Source organism: Pandoraea thiooxydans (assembly GCF_001931675.1).
GTDB classification, from domain to species: domain Bacteria; phylum Pseudomonadota; class Gammaproteobacteria; order Burkholderiales; family Burkholderiaceae; genus Pandoraea; species Pandoraea thiooxydans.
Genome location: NZ_CP014839.1, coordinates 4,417,432 through 4,433,113, shown reverse-complemented (window position 1 = coordinate 4,433,113; position 15,682 = coordinate 4,417,432). Strand labels below are relative to the sequence as shown.

Genomic DNA, 15,682 nt, shown 5'->3' with positions numbered 1-15,682 from the left:
GGTCTGTCTCGGGACGGAGGATGCAATGTCGCAGATCGCTATTTTCGACCTCACGCTTTGCCTGTTGATCGCCAGCGCCCTGCTGAGCTTGCCCTGGCGCGGTGCCCTGAGATCGCTGCTGCAGGCCAACCAGGATTTCGCCCTGAGCATGATGCGGCGCCCGCAGCCGGTCGCTTCGCGCAGCCAGGCCCTGCGTCGCGGACCTCACGGACACCGCGGCTCGCCCGCCGCGCATCCGATGCCGCACCATCATCGGCATGTTGCGCGCGAACATGCGTATCGGGGCCATGAACCGCGCCCGTAGCAAGCCATGCACCGGGCAAGCTTCACAGTCGTTGCCATATCGACCAACACGGTCAGGCGTCCCCAGCACCACCACAGCCAGATAGCGGGGCCACGCCGCCGCGCCGGCACGATCCCGAAATTGCCCCTTAACCGATTGTTACATCTTTGGAACCCTGGTTTCACCTCTGCGCAGGGTCCGTTCGTACAATGGAACCATATGACAACGCCGCCTCGGCGTTGCCGCGACAAGGAAAAAACATGAAACGACCATTGATATTGCTTGCTTCGGGCCTGATCGCGTTGGCCGCATCCGGTGCCGCGATGGCGCACACCGACATTGGCATTTCCATCGGCGTTCCGCTGCCGGTATACGTGGCTCCGCCTCCTCCGGTCTACTATCGTCCGGCGCCCGTGTACGCACCGCCGCCCGTGGTAGTGACCTCCGGCTGGTATGGTGGCGACCGCGATTGGCATGACCGCGATTGGCATGACCGCGACTGGCACGATCGGGATTGGCGCGATCATGATCACTGGCGTCATGACCGTGGCTGGCACGGCCGCGGGCATGACAGGCATTGAGCACCGCTGGCGCGGCAGGCTGCCGCGCCACACCGACGGCCGGGCCATACGGCTCAACGGCCAGTGTGATGCGGCAGCGCAACAGCCGATAAAAAGGTTGCCGGAATTGCATCAATGTGATTGACTAAAAAGATGGGCGCCGCATAAAATTCGCTCGTTTTCACGATAGGGACAAATACCTTGGACAGTAGTAGTTGTCGATCTTCGATCGGTTTGACTGCCTGACTGGCAAGACTCCCCGCTAGCTTCCCCTAGCCACCGTCTTGCCACTGGGCAGACGGTGCGCGCTGCAGTTTCGCAGTATCTCCCGTGCACCTGTTTTGACGCGCAGCAGCGCCAGGGTATCGCCGTATACCCTGCACTGCCGCGCATCGTGCGTTCGGATCGCGCATGCACGCGTGGGCCCGCCGGTCCCCGCGCGCATGCGGCGGCCAGCGTTTGTATTTCCACGTCTATCGGACTGGAACCTACTTTTGCCTGACCACGGAGAAACACCATGACACCACCCGCCAACGTTCTACCGCCACGCAGCGCGGTACTCGACGAAGCTCATCTGGGCGACATCAAAGGAGCTTTCGGCACCATCGCGCATCACGACACCGCGCCGCGCCGCGACTGGCAGGCGCGATTTCGCACCCTGCTGGCGATCCTCGGCCCCGGCCTGATCGTCATGGTGGGCGACAACGATGCGGGCGCCTTCGCCACCTACACGCAAGCGGGTCAGAACTACGGCACGACGCTGCTATGGACCCTGGCGCTGCTGATTCCCGTGCTGTACGTCAACCAGGAGATGGTGCTGCGCCTGGGCGCGGTTACCGGCGTCGGTCACGCCCGCCTGATTTTCGAACGCTTCGGCAAGTTCTGGGGCGCCTTCAGCGTCATCGACCTGTTTATCCTCAACGCATTGACGATTGTCACTGAGTTCATCGGCATCACTTTTGCCTTTGACTTTCTTGGCGTCCCGAAGTTATGGGGCGTGAGTATCGCCGCGGTATTAACGATGGCAGCCGTCAGTACGGGGAGTTTCAGGCGTTTCGAGCGCTTTGCGATGGTGCTGGTGTTTGCCAGCCTGCTGCTGATCCCGGTGCTGGTTGCCGTACACCCGCCGGTCGGACAAATCGCACGAGACTTCGTGGTGCCGAGCTGGCCGGTCGGCTCCAAGCTCAGCGACGTCATGCTGCTGGTGATCGGCATCGTCGGCACCACCGTCGCGCCCTGGCAACTGTTCTTCCAGCAAAGCTACATCGTCGATAAGCGCATCACGCCGCGCTTCATCAAATACGAGAAAGCCGACCTCTGGATCGGTATCGGCCTGGTGATGATCGGCAGCATCGCGATGATGGCGTTCGCCGCCGAGCTGTTCCACGGCCGGCCGGAATTCGGGCAATTCACCGACGCCGGCGGCATCCTCAGCGGGCTCGACAAATACGTCGGGCGCACACCCGCGATCCTGTTCGCGATCGCGCTGATCGATGCCTGCATCATCGGCGCGGCGGCCGTGTCGCTGTCGACGGCTTATGCGATCGGCGATGTCTTCTCGATCCGCCATTCGCTGCATCGCGGCGTCGGTGACGCCAAGGGTTTTTATGTGATCTATTTCGCCGTCGTCGCGCTGGCTGCGGTGATCGTGCTGATTCCAGGCTCGCCGCTGGGGCTGTTGACCGAAGCGGTGCAGACTCTGGCCGGCGTATTGCTGCCCAGCGCCACGGTGTTCCTGCTGCTGCTTTGCAACGACAAGGCCGTGCTCGGGCCGTGGGTCAACTCCCGGGGACTCAACCTGTTCACCGGCGCGGTCGTCTGGGTACTGGTGATGCTGTCGATCATCCTGACCGCCTCGGTGCTGTTTCCGGACATTTCGGGCCAGGCGATCATCGGCATCCTGGTCGGGGGCACCGTGCTGGCGCTGGCCGGCTACGCGGGCACAATGGCGCTGCGCAAGCTGCGCTCCGGCGCAGATGCCTCGGATGACGAAGCAAGTATGCCGGCACAGGACATCGAATCGCTGCGCGCCACCTGGCGCATGCCGCCGCTCGACCAACTGCCGGCGCCCCGGCTGTCGCTGGCCAACCGCCTGTGGATGGGCGTGCTGCGCGGATACCTCGTGATCGCCGTCGGGCTGGTGATCGTCAAGGTAATCGAGCTCACATTGCTCAGATAGCGCCGCCCCCCGGCGTTTTCCGGCCGATCCGCGCCTGGCGCGGATCGGCCGCTGGAGCGAGCCGGCAACACGGTCAATCGTCATCATCATGGTAATGATGGTAACCGCCGCCATACGGATAGTAATAAGAGCCGGCGGGAACCACGACGCAGCCGCCCAGCGTCAGCAGCAAAACCGCGGCAATCAGATATCTCATAACGACTCCCGAAAAAAATTCAGTCAGGCGACGCGCGACACGCGCGGCGGACAATCCGCTCGCGCCGTATCGGCCGTTAACCCCGTTATAACCAAGCAACCGGCTTGGGAGATAGCGCCGTTTTGTAAGGCATGTAAGCAGATCTAACGCATGCGTCCGCCCCAAGGCAACGCACCGAACCCGTGCATGCCGCCCGGCACGGCAACCCGCACTGGGGTTCAGGCGGCAAATGCGCCAAAATAGCGCGCTGGATTCACCAAATAGCGGCGTGTCAGCGACGCGCAAAACAGAGAACTCAATTAAATCAATTACATAAAAATACAGGCATTCTTTTTGCTTGCAATATCATTCACTTCAATTTGCACCAAAAGTGAGCATTCATGCCCTCGAACAGCCCCGCATACGACGTTCTTTTCCTTTTATTGGGCGCCACCATGGTGCTCGCCATGCACGCCGGTTTTGCCTTTCTGGAGCTCGGCACGGTCCGCAAGAAAAACCAGGTCAACGCGTTGGTCAAGATCCTTACCGACTTTGCCGTATCGGCGGTGGCCTATGCGTTCATCGGCTATCCGCTGGCTTATGGCGTGAATTTCTGGAGCGGCGCGAGTGCCCTCTCGGCACACCACGGCTATGAACTGGTGCGCTTCTTTTTCCTGCTGACCTTCGCCGCGGCGATTCCGGCCATCGTCTCGGGCGGCATCGCCGAGCGCGCCAAATTTCACCCGCAGTCGGTCGCGACCTTCTTCCTGGTCGGCATCGTCTATCCGTTTTTCGAGGGTATCGCCTGGAACGGCCATTTTGGCGTGCAGGCCTGGTTCACGAAGATGTTCGGCGCGCCGTTCCATGACTTCGCCGGCTCGGTCGTGGTTCATGCCGTGGGCGGCTGGATCGGTCTGGCGGCCGTGCTGATGCTCGGCGCGCGGCGCGGCCGGTATCACCGCGACGGTCACGTGGCCGCGCATCCGCCGTCGTCGATTCCGTTCCTGGCGCTGGGCGCGTGGATTCTGATCGTCGGCTGGTTCGGCTTTAACGTGATGAGTGCGCAACGGGTCGGCGGTATCTCGGGCCTGGTGGCCGTCAATTCGCTGATGGCGATGGTCGGCGGCACGCTCGCCGCCATGCTGCTCGGCAAGGACGACCCGGGCTTCATTCACAACGGGCCGCTGGCCGGCCTGGTCGCGGTGTGCGCCGGCTCCGACTTGATGCACCCGTTTGGTGCACTGATCGTCGGCGCGATCGCAGGCGCGCTGTTCCTGTGGCTGTTCACCCTGACCCAAAACCGCTGGAAGATCGACGACGTGCTCGGCGTGTGGCCCCTGCACGGCCTGTGCGGCGTGTGGGGCGGTATTGCCGCCGGCCTGTTCGGCCAAACCTGGCTGGGCGGCATCGGCGGGGTCAGTCTGATGTCTCAGTTGCTCGGCACCGCGCTGGGCGTGGCAATCGCGTTTGCCGGCGGCCTGGTGGTCTATGGCGTGCTCAAGGCCACGATGGGCCTGCGCCTGAGCGAAGAGCAGGAATTCAACGGCGCCGACATCTCGATCCACAACATCACGGCGACGCCGGAACGCGAAACCAGCTGGTAAGAGGCCAGCGACGCCATGCCCCCGCCGTCGCGGGGGCTCGCCTCACAACACGCACTCGCACTCGGCGGCACGTTCGGGCGCCAGCCCGGCCGGCGTGGGGCGCGGCTCGGACCCGGCAAATTCGCAGACGCCGGCGTGCTCGCCCTGTCGGCCGCTGAGCAGCGGACAGCGCTCGAACAGCTCGGCCACCCAGTCCACGAACGCCCGCACCTTGGGCGACAGATGGCGGTTGTGCGGATACACAATCGAAATCGGCATCGGCGCCGGACGGCAATCGGGCAGCACCTCGCGCAATTCGCCGGACTCCAGATAATTGCGCACCATGTAGCGCGCCGGCTGAATCAGCCCGAACCCCTGCAGGCCGCAAGCGACATAGGCGTCGGCGTCGTTGACCGATACCGTGCCGTTCATCTTCACCGCCAGCGGCTTGCCGTCGACGATGAAATCCCAATCGATGATGCGGCCGGTGCGGCTGGAGAAATACTGCACCGCGACGTGCTGGTCGAGATCCTCCAGGCTGCGCGGTTCGCCATGACGCTCCAGATAGCCGGGCGCCGCGCAGGTCACACCCTCGAACGTACCGATGCGGCGCGCCACCAGCGTCGAGTCGCGCAATTCGCCGACCCGGATCACGCAATCGACCGCTTCCTGCACCAGGTCGACCGGCTTGTCGCCCAGTCCGATCGCCAGCTCGATCTCGGGGTAGCGCAGGTGAAACTCGCATAGCGTCGGAATCAGGATCAGCCGCCCGATCGAACCCGGCACGTCGATGCGCAACCGGCCGCGCGGGCGCCGCGCGGTATCGAGAAACGCTGCCTCGGCCTCCTCGACGTCGGCCAGGATGCGCAGGCAGCGCTCGTAATAGGCGGCGCCGTCCGGCGTCAGGCTCAAGCGCCGGGTGGTGCGATTGAGCAGCCGCACGCCGAGCATTTTCTCCAGATTCTGGACGATCGTGGTCACCGTGGTGCGCGGCAGCTCGAGCGTGTCGGCCGCCTTGGTAAAACTGTTGGCGTCCACCACGCGGGTAAATACTTGCATCGCCTGAAAGCGGTCCATGACTCTCTCCCAAGGAAATGACGGCGCGAGATTGTTCGTTTTTGCCGACTATTGTTGCCGGATTATAGGCGTTTATCCGGCAACGCGTAACGATCACAATCCGTTTCACTCGAACTCGGCATCGGGCAACCCCGATCGGCTTCATGAAGACGCACCGTCCCCCCCTCGCAGCGGTATCCCGGCTTGCCGCGCTGCTCATCGAAGAACGCACGATCGACGGCTATGCCGGCGCCATACGGGTGCGGCTGTATCGGCCAGATGACGCCGCGGCGCTGCCGGTGGTGCTGTATTTTCATGGCGGCGGCTTCACTTCGGGCTCGCTAGACGACGCCGACACGCCGGCCCGCTTCATTGCCGCGCACTGTCCCGCGCTGGTGGTATCGGCCGGCTATTCTCTGGCCCCGGCCGCCCCCTTTCCCGCGGCGCCGGAAGACAGCCATGCCGCCGCCGTATGGATTGCCGCGCATGCGCACGATTTTGGCGGCGATCCGACACGCCTGGCCGTGGCCGGGGACGACGCCGGCGGCAACCTGGCGACCTGCCTGACGCTGATTGCACGCGACCGCCACAGCGTCGAATTCGCCGCGCAGGTATTGCTCGGCCCGATGCTCGACCCGAGCATGACCCGCCTGGGCGACGCCGCCCGGTTGCACTCGGACATCACCGCGCAGGCATGCGCGCTGTGCTATCGGCAGTATCTGCCCCGCGCCGACCAGCGCGTGCATCCGTATGCCGCACCGCTCGAATCGCTGCGCCTGCACGGCCTGCCGCCGGCCCTGATCGCCACGGCGCAATGCGATGTGCTGCACGTCGAAGCGGAAAAATACGCGGCCGCGCTGATCGCCGCAGGCGTGCCGACCCAGGTCACCCGTCACGCCGATCTGACCCACGCGCAGTTGCCCACCCACACGCCGGCGCTGGCCGAAGCGGCCGAATTCCTCGGCCGCCGGCTGGCGCCACGCACTCGCCGCCCGCGCGCCTTGCGCACGCCAAATCTCGGTTAACCATCCAGGGGATTCCACATGTCACTGTCTCGCAAACGTCTTGTTCTGTTCGTCGCCGCCACGCTGGTGGTGGCGCTCGCCGGCGGCCTGGCCGCCATCCGTGTCAATGCCAACGTGCCGCGCACCCTGTCGAGCGCGCCGGCGCCCGCTCAGGTCGACGTCGCCGCCGTGGTCAGCCGCACCATCACCGACTGGCAGGATTACTCGGGCCGGCTGCAGGCGGTCGATCGCGTCGAGATACGCCCCCAGGTGTCCGGGACGCTGATGGCCGTGCATTTCAAGGACGGCAGTCTGGTCAAGAAAGGCCAGTTGCTGTTCACGATCGACCCGCGGCCCTATCAGGCCCGCGTCGATCAGGCCGAGGCGCAATTGAGCGCGGCGCGGGCACGGGCGGCCTACACGGCCTCGGATCTGGCCCGCGCGCAGCGGCTGCTGGCCGATAATGCGATCGCCAGGCGCGACTTCGATGAAAAGCAGAACGCCGCGCGCGAAGCCGCCGCCAACCTGCAGGCGGCACAGGCCGCGCTCGCGGTGGCACGCCTGAATCTGGGCTATACGCGCATCGTCGCCCCGTTTGCCGGGCGCGTCTCGCGCGCGGCCATCACCGCAGGCAACGTGGTGGCCGCCGGTGCCGCGTCCGCGCCGCTCACCACACTGGTCTCGGTCTCGCCGATCTATGCAAGCTTCGACGTCGACGAGCAAAGCTATCTCAAGTTCATCGCCCATGCCGGCGTCGACCACGGTCGCGACGTCCCGGTCTACCTGGGCCTGGCCGATGAGCACGGCTATCCGCGCAAGGGCGAGGTGCAATCGATCGACAACCATCTCGACACGGCCTCCGGCACGATCCGCGTGCGGGCCGTGTTCAACAATCCGGACGGCGCGCTGATTCCGGGTCTGTATGCCCGCATTCGCCTGGCCGGCAGCCAGCCCCACCCTGCCGTGCTGGTCAGCGAGCAGGCGATCGGCACCGATCAGAACAAGAAATTCGTGCTGGTGCTCGACGCGCATTCGCACGCCGAGTATCGCGAAGTCACGCTCGGCGCCGTCCAGGATGGTCTGCGCGTAATCACCCATGGCCTGAAGCCGGGCGAACGCATCGTCGTCAACGGCCTGCAGCGCGTGCGCCCCGGCGACGCGGTCGCGCCGCACGTGGTACCGATGGCCTCCGACGCGGCGCTGGCCGCTGCCGAGGCGGCCCAGGCCGCACAGGGCTGAGCCCAGCCAGTTCACAGGAAACACTATGAATATTTCCAAATTCTTCATCGACCGGCCGATCTTCGCGGGCGTGCTGTCCGTGCTGATCTTGCTGGCCGGCGTGCTTGCCGTGTTTCAATTGCCGATTTCGGAATATCCCGAAGTCGTGCCGCCGTCGGTCGTGGTGCATGCGCAGTATCCGGGCGCCAACCCGAAGGTGATCGCCGAGACGGTCGCCGCGCCATTGGAGGAGTCGATCAATGGCGTCGAGAACATGCTGTATATGCAGTCGCAGGCCAATAGCGACGGCAATCTCGCGCTGACGGTCAATTTCAAGCTCGGCGTCGATCCCGACAAGGCGCAGCAGCTGGTGCAGAACCGTGTGTCGCAAGCGCTGCCGCGCCTGCCCGAGGAGGTCCAGCGGCTGGGCGTGACCACCATCAAGAGCTCGCCCACGCTGACCATGGTGGTGCACCTGATTTCGCCCAACAACCGCTACGGCATGACGTACCTGCGCAACTACGCGGTACTCAACGTGAAGGACCGGCTCGAGCGGATTCCCGGCGTCGGCCAGGTGCAGGTGTGGGGCTCGGGCGACTACGCCATGCGCGTATGGCTGGATCCGAACAAGGTCGCGCAACGGGGCTTGACCGCCACCGACGTGGTCAACGCGATCCGCGAGCAAAACGTGCAGGTGGCCGCCGGCGTGATCGGCGCCTCGCCCAGTTCGCCGGACGTGCCGCTGCAACTGTCGGTCAATGCGCGCGGGCGGCTGAAGACCGCCGCGCAGTTCGGCAACATCATTCTCAAGGCCTCGCCCGACGGCTCGGTTACCCGGCTCTCGGACGTCGCGCGCATTGAGCTGGGCGCCTCCGAGTATGGGCTGCGCTCGCTGCTGAACAACAAGCCGGCGGTGGCGCTGGCGATCATGCAGTCGCCCGGCGCCAATGCGCTGGCCATCTCCGACCAGGTGCGCGCGGCCATGAAGGATCTGAGCCGCGATTTTCCGGCCGACGTGCAGTACCGCATCGTCTATGACCCGACCCAGTTCGTGCGCGCCAGTATCGAGGCGGTCGTGCACACGCTGCTCGAGGCCATCGCGCTGGTGGTGCTGGTGGTGATCGTGTTCCTGCAGACCTGGCGCGCCTCCATCATTCCGCTGCTGGCCGTGCCGGTGTCGATCATCGGCACCTTCTCGCTGCTGCTGATGTTCGGCTTCTCGATCAATGCGCTGTCGCTGTTCGGCATGGTGCTGGCGATCGGCATCGTGGTCGACGACGCCATCGTGGTGGTCGAGAACGTCGAGCGCAACATCGCCGCGGGCCTGTCGCCACGCGACGCGACCTACCGGGCAATGCGCGAAGTCAGCGGGCCGATCATCGCCATTGCGCTCACCCTGATCGCGGTGTTCGTGCCGCTGGCCTTCATGAGCGGCCTGACCGGGCAGTTCTACAAGCAGTTCGCGATGACCATCGCCATCTCGACGGTGATCTCGGCGTTCAATTCGCTCACGCTCTCGCCAGCGCTCTCGGCGCTGCTGCTCAAACCCCACGACGCCCCGCCCGATCGGCTCACGCGGGTGATGAACCGGCTGTTCGGCGGCTTCTTCGCACGCTTCAACCGCCTCTTCGGACGCGCCTCGCACGGTTACGCCACCGGCGTGGCCGGCGTGATCTCGCGCAAAGCCGGCATGATGGGGGTCTATCTCGTACTGCTCGCGCTGGCGGTGCTGGTCGCGCGGATCGTGCCGGGCGGCTTCGTACCCGCGCAGGACAAGCAGTACCTGATTAGCTTCGCGCAACTGCCGCCGGGCGCCTCGCTCGATCGCACCGAGGACGTGATTCGCCGCATGACCGCCATCTCGCTCAAGCAGCCCGGCGTCGAAGATGCGGTGGCCTTCCCCGGGCTGTCGATCAACGGCTTCACCAACAGCTCGAGCGCGGGCATCGTATTCGTCACGCTCAAGCCGTTCGACCAGCGTCGCGCGAAAAATCTCTCGGCCGGCGCGATTGCCGCGGCGCTCAACCAGAAGTACGCCAGTATCAAGGACTCGTTCATCGCCGTGTTTCCGCCGCCGCCGGTGATGGGGCTGGGAACCATGGGCGGCTTCAAGCTGCAGCTCGAGGATCGCGGCGCGCTCGGCTATAGCGCGCTCGAGGCGGCCACGCAGAAATTCCTCAAGGCCGCGCGCGCCGCGCCCGAACTCGGGCCGACCTTCTCCAGCTATCAGATCAACGTGCCGCAACTGAACGTCGACCTCGATCGCGTCAAGGCCAAGCAACTGGGCGTAAAGGTCACCGATGTCTTCGACACCATGCAGATTTACCTGGGCTCGCTCTACGTGAACGATTTCAATCGCTTCGGCCGCGTCTATCAGGTACGCGTGCAAGCCGACGCGCCGTATCGCGCCCATGCCGACGACATTCTGCAACTGAAGACGCGCAACGCCGCCGGCGACATGGTGCCGCTCTCCTCGCTGGTCACCGTGAGTCCGACCTTCGGCCCCGAAATGGTGGTTCGCTATAACGGCTACACCGCGGCCGACATCAACGGCGGGCCGGCGCCCGGCTACTCGTCGGGCCAGGCGCAGGCGGCCATCGAGCGCATCGCGGCACAAACGCTGCCGCGCGGCATCGGCTACGAGTGGACCGACTTGACCTATCAGCAGATTCTGGCCGGCAACTCGGCGCTGTGGGTGTTCCCGATCAGCGTGCTGCTGGTGTTCCTGGTGCTGGCCGCCCTCTATGAAAGCCTGACCTTGCCGCTGGCGGTGATCCTGATCGTGCCGATGAGTCTGTTGGCAGCGCTGACTGGCGTGTGGCTCACGCGCGGCGACAACAACATCTTCACGCAGATCGGCCTGATGGTGCTGGTCGGACTGGCCTCGAAGAACGCCATCCTGATCGTCGAATTCGCACGCGAGCTCGAAATGCAGGGACGCAGCGCGCTGCAGGCGGCCATCGAAGCAAGCCGGCTGCGGTTGCGGCCGATTCTGATGACCTCGATCGCCTTCATCATGGGGGTCGTCCCCCTGGTGAGCTCGACCGGCGCGGGCTCGGAAATGCGCCATGCGATGGGGGTGGCGGTGTTCTTCGGCATGCTGGGCGTGACGCTGTTCGGGCTGTTCCTGACACCCGTGTTCTATGTCGTGCTGCGCACGCTCAACAGGCGCCGGCTGCACGCGGCCGCGCCGCACGACGCCCCGTTGTGCGCCGACCAGACGCCCGACACCGAACTCCAAGGATGATGCAATGAAAAATACGATACGTATGCTGCCGGCGCTGCTCGCCGCGCTGCTCGCGCTGGCGGGCTGCTCGGTCACGCCGACCTACGAGCGGCCGGCGGTGGCCACGCCCGCCGCCTTCAAGGAAGCAAAGCTCACCCCTCGGGAAGCCGGCTCCTGGAAACTGGCACAGCCGTCCGAAGCGATGCCGCGCGGCCAATGGTGGCAAGTGTTCGGCGATAGCACGCTCGACCGGCTCGAGACCCAGGCGCTGGCCGCCAATCAGGATCTGAAGGCGGCCGCGGCCCGCCTGGCGCAAGCCCGCGCGCTGCAGCAAGGCGCGCGCGCCGGCCTGTTCCCCGAGCTCGATGCCGGCTTCGGCCCGACACGCCAGCTCGACTCGCCAGCCTCGCAAGGCCTGCCCGCCGATGGGCAAACCACGCCGTTCACGCTATGGCGTGCCCAGGCCAATGTCTCATATGAGGCGGATCTGTTCGGGCGGGTGCGCGCCACCGTCAGCGCCGCGAGCGCCGACGCTCAGCAAAGCGCCGCGCTGTTCCGCTCGGTGCAATTGGCGCTGCAGGCCGACGTCGCGCAGAATTATTTCGGCTTGCGCGAACTCGACGCCGAGCACCGCCTGTTCCGCCAGACCGTCGCGCTGCGCAAGCATGCGCTGGATCTGGTCGAGCGGCGTTTCAGGGACGGCGACATCAGCGAGCTCGACGTCGCGCGGGCGAAGTCCGAGCTGGCTTCGGCCCAGGCGGACGAACTCGGTGTGGCGCGCCAGCGCGCGCTCGCCGAGCACAGCCTGGCGACGCTACTGGGTTTGCCGCCGGCCGATTTCTCGCTGCCGCCGCAACCGTTGGTGCCGGTCGGGGTGCGGATTCCCGCCGGCCTGCCCTCCGCGTTGCTCGAACGCCGGCCCGACATCGCCGCTGCTGAGCGCGCGATGGCCGCGGCCAACGCGCGCGTGGGCGCGGCGCGTGCGGCCTTTTTCCCGCGGCTGGAGATTACCGGCGGGCTCGGTTATGAATCGTCGCGCCTGACCGACCTGTTCAACTGGTCCAGCCGCACCTTCCTGCTCGGTCCGCTGGTTGGCACCATGCTTTCGCTGCCGATCTTCGATGGCGGCCGCCGCGAGGCCGGCGTGGCGCAGGCGCGCGCCCGTTATGAGGAAGACGTGGCGAACTACCGGGAAAGAGTTCTGGTGGCGTTTCGGGAAGTCGAGGACAACCTCGCCAGCCTGCGCATTCTGGCCGCCCAGACGCGAGCGCAAAATGCCGCGGTGGCGGCAGCCAGTCGTGCGGCCAAGCTCTCGGGTATGCAGTACCGCGAAGGCGAGGTCAGCTATCTCGACGTGATCGACGCCGATCGCACCGTGCTGCAGGCACGGCGCAGCGCCGTGCAGCTCGAGGGCCAGCGCGCGGTGGCCACGGTCAACCTGATCCGCGCGCTCGGCGGCGGCTGGGGCCCGCTGCCGCAGGGCGGCCAGACACCGGCGCAGCCCATCGCCGATCATGCGTCGACCCTCGCCGCGCTACCGCGGCACCGGGCAACGCCTTGAATCGACATTTATGCCGCTGTTGGCATGAAATCGATAAACCCGGTCACGGCCCGCAGGCGGCCATCGGCCGTCAGTTGTCCGAAATCGGTGCCGCCGGCCACGGCGGCACCGTCGGGCGGCGCAAGCTCCCACGAAAAACGCACGCAGTCATGGTGTTCATCGATTTCGCCGATACGGCGGAACGCCAGACCGGCGAATTGCGCCTGCACCGCCTGCAGCATCGCATCGATGCCGGCATGGCCGTCGCCCCGCATCAACGGATCGAGATAGACCGCGTCGTCGCTCCAGGTCTGCGCGATCAGTTCGCGACGTCGACCGGCGTCGGTCGTGTTCCAGGCGGCAAAATAACGGTCGACCAGCGAGGCGACATCATGATGCTGAGAGATCGGGTTCATATCGGACTCCATTGAAAATGCAGTCGGGCAGCACGCGTCGGCGCGAGGCGTGAACCATCCCGATGCACGGGTCCATGATCCTGCCGCCATGGTCCGGCGTCGATTACTTGCGAGGTAATGGAAGCACGACCGGGGGCGCGCTATGATCGCGCCATGACACTCTCTGCCCCAACCGATGCGCCCTCCGTGGGCGGGCTGCTTCGCCAATGGCGTCTGCTGCGCCGCATGAGCCAGCTCGATTTGGCCTGCGAGGCCGACATCTCGACCCGCCACCTGAGTTTTGTCGAAACCGGTCGGGCGCAACCCAGTCGAGAAATGCTGCTGCACCTGGCGGAGCAGCTGGCCATGCCGCTGCGCGAGCGCAACAGGCTGCTGATGGCCGGCGGCTACGCGCCGGTATTTGCCGAACGCTCGCTGGACGATCCGGCGATGAGCGCCGCGCGCCAGGCGATAGATCGGGTGTTGGCCGGCCATGAACCCTATCCGGCGCTGGCCGTCGACCGGCATTGGACGCTGGTCGCCGCCAATCGCGCGCTCGAATCGTTGATGGCCGGCGTCGACCCCGATTTGCTGAAGGCGCCGGTCAATGTGCTGCGCCTGAGCCTGCATCCCGCTGGGCTGGCGCCGCGCATCGCCAATTACTGGGAGTGGCGCGCGCATATCCTTTCGCGCCTGCGCCGGCAGGTCGAGCTGAGCGGCGATCCCGTGCTGGCCAGCTTGCTCGACGAGCTGCACGGCTATGCGGCGCCGAAAGGCCAGGACCACTGCGCCGCCGTGCCGTCGAGCCACGCGGGTGTGATCGTCCCCTTCGAGCTGGTCACGGACGACGGTATCCTGTCGTTCATCAGTACCACGACGGTATTTGGCACGCCGATCGACATCACGCTCTCGGAGCTGGCATTGGAAACGTTTTTCCCGGCCGATCAGGCAACTGCCGACAGGCTCAGGCGGCAAGCCCCGTAATCCCCAATCGTCGTGCTGCGGCACGCAACCCCTGCGCAACAGGCCGCAGCCGTGCCGCAGCCGGCCAGGGAGCATATGTCCTGGCTCGAGATTTCAGGCTGCCGCCTCGCGCAGCCAGGTCATGGCGGGCGCTTGGGCCAGCCCCCAGATGCGCGTCAACATGCGCGCCACTTCGGCATCGTCGGCGGCTCCGGTAAAGCGCGCCAGCGCGGTCGCCTTGCTGGCGATTTCATCGCGCGAGAGCGTGTTGTCCGGATCGCCCTTGGGCACGTCGACGCGGCCGGCCAGTTGCCGGCCATCACGCGTGCGCAGCGTCACGCGTCCCAGCCAGCGCGCCGGGTAGGCGGCGTCCACCTCGGGGTCGAGCGCCATCGTCACGCGCTCGCGGAACGCCTGCACGGGCGCGTCGCGCCATGCGTCGGCGAAGGCGTTGACGTCGGCCCGGCCACGCACGGCGATCAGGCCAAGCACCGTGCCCATCGAGAACTTCGCCTGATGCACCGACTGCGGTACGTCGACCGCGCCGAGCACATCGATGGCGCCCTGATGCACATGCGCGGTGACGGCCTGGATATCGTCGGCAGACAGGCCGTGTGCGCGCATCGCCTGTTGCAGCGCGTCGGCGGCCGGATGGGTGTGGCGGCACGAGGCATGATATTTGAACGACGTTTCGGCCAACGCCCAGCGCTCGCCGAGCCGATCCGTCAGGCGCGCGGCCACGGCGTCTTGCGACATGCCGGCGGCCAGCCCTTGCGCGCCGGTCAGGATGCGGCGCGCTCCGGTGAGGCCCTCGCGCGCGAGCCAGGCGGCGCTCAGGCCGTTGGCCGCCGCCTTGCCGGTATGGAGCTGCTTGGAATCGGCCGCGTCGCGCAGAAATTCCCAGAGCCCGGCAGCCTGCGTGCCGGCCGAGCCGAACGCATGCAGCATCTGCGTCGCATCGAGCCCGAGCAATCGGCCGGCGGCGGCCGCCGCGGCAAGCGTGCCCGCGGTGCCGGTCGTGTGAAATACCTTGTAATGCGAGCGGCCGAGAAATTCGCCGACGCGGATGCCCACTTCGTAGCCCGCCACGCACGCGGCAATGAATTCTCGCCCGCTGGCCTGATGGGCCTGCGCCAGCGCGAGCGCCGCCGGAAACACCACCGCGGCCGGGTGAAACACCGAGCCGTTGTGCACGTCGTCCTGCTCGGCGAAGTGCGATGCGGCACCATTGACCAGCGCCGCGAACAGCGGCGAGCTCGCGCGCCCGGACATCACCACCTCGGCGCTGCCCGGCGCGCCCGAATCCAATGTGGGCCCCATCGCCTGGGCAAAGCGCTCGATCGCCTCGACCGGCCGCGCGCCCTTGCCGGCCAGCGCCGAGCCCACCCAATCCGCATACAGGTCCAGCGTGCGCTCGACCACTGCCGCCGGTATGTCGTCAAAGCGCAGCGTGGCGGCAAAGCTCGCCAGGGTTGCGTCGCCAAACGTCTGTTCGCTCAT

Annotated in this window: 13 protein-coding genes; 9 read left to right on the top strand and 4 right to left on the bottom strand. The window is 66.0% G+C overall.

Annotation, left to right across the window (positions count from 1 at the left end; genetic code table 11):
• Positions 1–25: 25 nt before the first annotated feature.
• The 3 genes from PATSB16_RS20580 (at position 26) to PATSB16_RS20570 (ending at position 3,022) form a co-directional block, all read left to right on the top strand.
• Positions 26–304 carry a hypothetical protein gene (locus PATSB16_RS20580; RefSeq protein WP_047215827.1) on the top strand — a complete coding sequence of 93 codons (279 nt, stop codon included), beginning with the start codon at positions 26–28 and terminating at the stop codon, positions 302–304.
• A gap of 239 nt (positions 305–543) precedes the next feature.
• Positions 544–864 (top strand): hypothetical protein, encoded by a 321-nt coding sequence (locus PATSB16_RS20575; protein WP_047215826.1) that lies wholly within the window; start codon positions 544–546, stop codon positions 862–864.
• 496 nt (positions 865–1,360) lie between these two features.
• A complete protein-coding gene (locus PATSB16_RS20570) occupies positions 1,361–3,022 on the top strand; it encodes an Nramp family divalent metal transporter (RefSeq protein ID WP_047215825.1) in 1,662 nt (553 codons plus the stop codon).
• A gap of 73 nt (positions 3,023–3,095) precedes the next feature.
• Here PATSB16_RS20570 and PATSB16_RS21220 read toward each other — a convergent pair whose 3' ends face one another.
• Complete coding sequence (locus PATSB16_RS21220; RefSeq protein WP_257786661.1) at positions 3,096–3,218, bottom strand: hypothetical protein; 123 nt, start codon at positions 3,216–3,218, stop codon at positions 3,096–3,098.
• Positions 3,219–3,598: 380 nt separating this feature from the next.
• Here PATSB16_RS21220 and PATSB16_RS20565 point away from each other — a divergent pair, with 380 nt between their 5' ends.
• The gene (locus PATSB16_RS20565; protein ID WP_047215824.1) at positions 3,599–4,801 is read left to right on the top strand and encodes an ammonium transporter; all 1,203 of its coding nucleotides are present in this window, start codon (positions 3,599–3,601) and stop codon (positions 4,799–4,801) included.
• Positions 4,802–4,843: 42 nt separating this feature from the next.
• On the opposite strand, the gene PATSB16_RS20560 is transcribed toward PATSB16_RS20565, so the two are convergent.
• On the bottom strand, positions 4,844–5,857 hold the full coding sequence (locus PATSB16_RS20560) for a LysR family transcriptional regulator (RefSeq protein ID WP_047215823.1): 1,014 nt from the start codon (positions 5,855–5,857) through the stop codon (positions 4,844–4,846).
• A gap of 143 nt (positions 5,858–6,000) precedes the next feature.
• On the opposite strand from PATSB16_RS20560, the gene PATSB16_RS20555 reads away from it, so the two are divergent.
• From PATSB16_RS20555 to PATSB16_RS20540, 4 genes are read left to right on the top strand one after another with little or no spacing between them, the layout of a single operon-like run.
• The gene (locus tag PATSB16_RS20555) at positions 6,001–6,861 is read left to right on the top strand and encodes an alpha/beta hydrolase (RefSeq protein ID WP_047215822.1); all 861 of its coding nucleotides are present in this window, start codon (positions 6,001–6,003) and stop codon (positions 6,859–6,861) included.
• A gap of 18 nt (positions 6,862–6,879) precedes the next feature.
• A complete protein-coding gene (locus PATSB16_RS20550; protein ID WP_047215821.1) occupies positions 6,880–8,079 on the top strand; it encodes an efflux RND transporter periplasmic adaptor subunit in 1,200 nt (399 codons plus the stop codon).
• A gap of 25 nt (positions 8,080–8,104) precedes the next feature.
• Positions 8,105–11,305: an efflux RND transporter permease subunit gene (locus PATSB16_RS20545; RefSeq protein ID WP_047215820.1), complete on the top strand. Its 3,201-nt coding sequence runs from the start codon at positions 8,105–8,107 to the stop codon at positions 11,303–11,305.
• A gap of 4 nt (positions 11,306–11,309) precedes the next feature.
• Entirely contained in the window at positions 11,310–12,845 is a 1,536-nt protein-coding gene (locus PATSB16_RS20540; protein ID WP_083566622.1) for an efflux transporter outer membrane subunit, read from the top strand.
• An 8-nt stretch (positions 12,846–12,853) separates the two neighbouring features.
• Here PATSB16_RS20540 and PATSB16_RS20535 read toward each other — a convergent pair whose 3' ends face one another.
• Positions 12,854–13,240 (bottom strand): nuclear transport factor 2 family protein, encoded by a 387-nt coding sequence (locus tag PATSB16_RS20535; RefSeq protein ID WP_047215819.1) that lies wholly within the window; start codon positions 13,238–13,240, stop codon positions 12,854–12,856.
• A 153-nt stretch (positions 13,241–13,393) separates the two neighbouring features.
• On the opposite strand from PATSB16_RS20535, the gene PATSB16_RS20530 reads away from it, so the two are divergent.
• Positions 13,394–14,203 (top strand): helix-turn-helix domain-containing protein, encoded by an 810-nt coding sequence (locus PATSB16_RS20530; RefSeq protein WP_047216800.1) that lies wholly within the window; start codon positions 13,394–13,396, stop codon positions 14,201–14,203.
• Positions 14,204–14,296: 93 nt separating this feature from the next.
• Here the strand turns inward: PATSB16_RS20530 and PATSB16_RS20525 are convergent, their stop codons facing one another.
• A complete protein-coding gene (locus PATSB16_RS20525; RefSeq protein ID WP_047215818.1) occupies positions 14,297–15,682 on the bottom strand; it encodes an MmgE/PrpD family protein in 1,386 nt (461 codons plus the stop codon).